This window comes from Actinomadura sp. GC306 (genome assembly GCF_004348665.1).
GTDB lineage: Bacteria > Actinomycetota > Actinomycetes > Streptosporangiales > Streptosporangiaceae > Spirillospora.
Map to the genome: position 1 here is coordinate 1 of NZ_SMKM01000463.1, position 2533 is coordinate 2533.

At 74.3% G+C, this 2533-nt stretch carries 1 protein-coding gene; it reads right to left on the reverse strand.

The window, feature by feature from the left end; translation table 11 throughout:
• Positions 1–2533: Rne/Rng family ribonuclease (locus E1200_RS32600; RefSeq protein ID WP_131956432.1), on the reverse strand; the 2533-nt coding region annotated here is incomplete at both ends.

Genomic DNA, 2533 nt, shown 5'->3' on the forward strand with positions numbered 1-2533 from the left:
GGCCGGGCCGGTGCGGCGGGGTCGGGTGCGCACCACCGGTCCCGGCTCGGGCTCGGGCTCGGGCAGCGGCTCGGGCTCGGGGGCCGGCGTCGGCTCTTCGGTCTGCACCGGTTCCGGCGCGGGGCGCGGCCCCTGCTTGGCCAGCTTCTCCTCTACGGCCTTCTCCACTTCGCCCTTGCGCTTGCGGCGGCGGTTGTTCTCCTTGCCGGTCGACTTGTCGGCCTTCGGCTCCACCGGGCTCAGGTGGACGTGGATGCCGCGGCCGTTGCAGGACTCGCAGGTCTCCGAGAACGCCTCCAGAAGGCCCTGGCCGACGCGCTTGCGAGTCATCTGGACCAGGCCCAGCGAGGTGACCTCGGCGACCTGGTGCTTGGTGCGGTCCCGCGAGAGGCACTCCACCAGGCGGCGCAGGACGAGGTCCCGGTTGCTCTCCAGCACCATGTCGATGAAGTCGACGACGATGATGCCGCCGATGTCGCGGAGCCGGAGCTGGCGGACGATCTCCTCGGCCGCCTCCAGGTTGTTGCGGGTGACGGTCTCCTCCAGGTTGCCGCCCTGGCCGGTGAACTTGCCGGTGTTGACGTCGATGACCGTCATGGCCTCGGTGCGGTCGATCACCAGGGAGCCGCCGGACGGCAGCCAGACCTTGCGGTCCAGGGCCTTGGCGATCTGCTCGTCGATGCGGAACGCCGACAGCGCGTCCTGGTCGCCGGTCCAGCGCTCGACGCGGTCGGCGAGGTGCGGCGCGACGTACTCGACGTACTCGGAGATCGTGTCCCAGGCGTCGGCGCCGGACACGACGAGCTTGGAGAAGTCCTCGTTGAAGATGTCGCGGACGACGCGGATCGTCAGGTCGGGCTCGCCGTACAGCAGGGAAGGCGCGGAGGCCGACTTGACCTTCTTCTGGATGCTGTCCCACTGCGCGGCGAGCCGCGACACGTCGCGGGACAGCTCCTCCTCGGTGGCGCCCTCGGCCGCGGTCCGGACGATCACGCCGGCGCTCTCCGGCATGACCTTCTTCAGGATCGACTTGAGGCGGCTGCGCTCCTTGTCGGGGAGCTTGCGGCTGATGCCGGTCATCGAGCCGTCCGGCACGTAGACGAGGTAGCGGCCGGGCAGCGAGACCTGGCTGGTGAGCCGGGCGCCCTTGTGGCCGAGGGGGTCCTTGGTGACCTGGACGAGCACCGACTGGCCCGACTTCAGCGCCGACTCGATGCGGCGCGGCTGGCCCTCCAGGCCGGAGGCGTCCCAGTTGACCTCGCCGGCGTACAGGACGGCGTTGCGGCCCTTGCCGATGTCGACGAACGCCGCCTCCATCGACGGCAGCACGTTCTGGACCTTGCCGAGGTAGACGTTGCCGACGTACGACTGGTGGGTGGAGCGGTTGACGTAGTGCTCGACGAGGACGCCGTCCTCCAGGACGGCGATCTGCGTGCGCTCGCCCTCCTGCCGCACCACCATGACCCGCTCGACGGACTCGCGGCGCGCGAGGAACTCCGCCTCGGTGATCACCGGCGGGCGGCGGCGGCCCTGCTCGCGGCCCTCGCGGCGGCGCTGCTTCTTGGCCTCCAGGCGGGTCGAGCCGCGGACGGACTGCACCTCGTCCTCGGCGGCGGCCCTCTCGGCGGCACGCGCGGTGCGGACGTGCACGACGGTGTTGGGCGGGTCGTCGGTGCCGTTCGCGCCGTCGCCGTCGGTGCCGGAGCGGCGCCTGCGGCGGCGCCGGCGGCGGCTCGTCCCGGACTCGTCGTCGCCGTCGGCGGAGTCCTGCTCGTCCTCGTCGGCCTTGGCCTTGGCGGCGGCCTTCTTGGCTTTGGCGGTGTCGGTCTTGGCGGCGTCCCGCTTGCCGTTCCTGGCGGGCTGGTCCGCCGGGGAGTCGTCGGCCTCGGCGTCCTCCTGGCCGGTCTCCGCCTCGTCCTCGCCGCCCTCCTTGCCGCGGCCGCGGCCGCGGCCGCCGCGGCGGCGGCGCCGGCGGGACGGGCGGTCGTCGGAGTCGTCGTCATCGGACGGCCGGTCGGCGTGCTCGTCGTCGCCGGCGTCCTGGTCGGCGGGCTCGGCGTCGCGGGCCGGCTCGTCCTTCGGCCGGGCGGGGGGCTCGGCCGTCGGCTGCGGCGGCTGGAAGACGACCATCGGCGGCTGGAACGTCACGCCGGGAACGCCGACGCCGCTCGCGGGCTCGATGTCGGACACCTGCTCGGCGGGGGTCCCGGCCGCCGGTGCGGGGACCTCCGGCACCGCCGGGACCGCGGGCGCGTCGGGCGCGGTGGCCGCGGAGCGGCGGCGGGTCCGGGTGCGGGACGGCGGCGTCTCCGCGGGCGGCTCGGCGGCGGCGTCCGCGGGCTCGGCCTCGGGCTCTGTCTCGGGGGAGGTCTCGGCCCCGGTCATCGGGACCGGCTCGGAGGTCTCGGCGGCCTTGCCGCTCCTGCCGCGGGTGCGCGTCCGGGTGGTGCGCTTCGGCGGCTCGGTCTCTTCGGCGGGCTCGTTCGCGGCGGCGTCCGCCGGGGGCGTCTCCGCCTCCGCGGGGGGCTCGGCG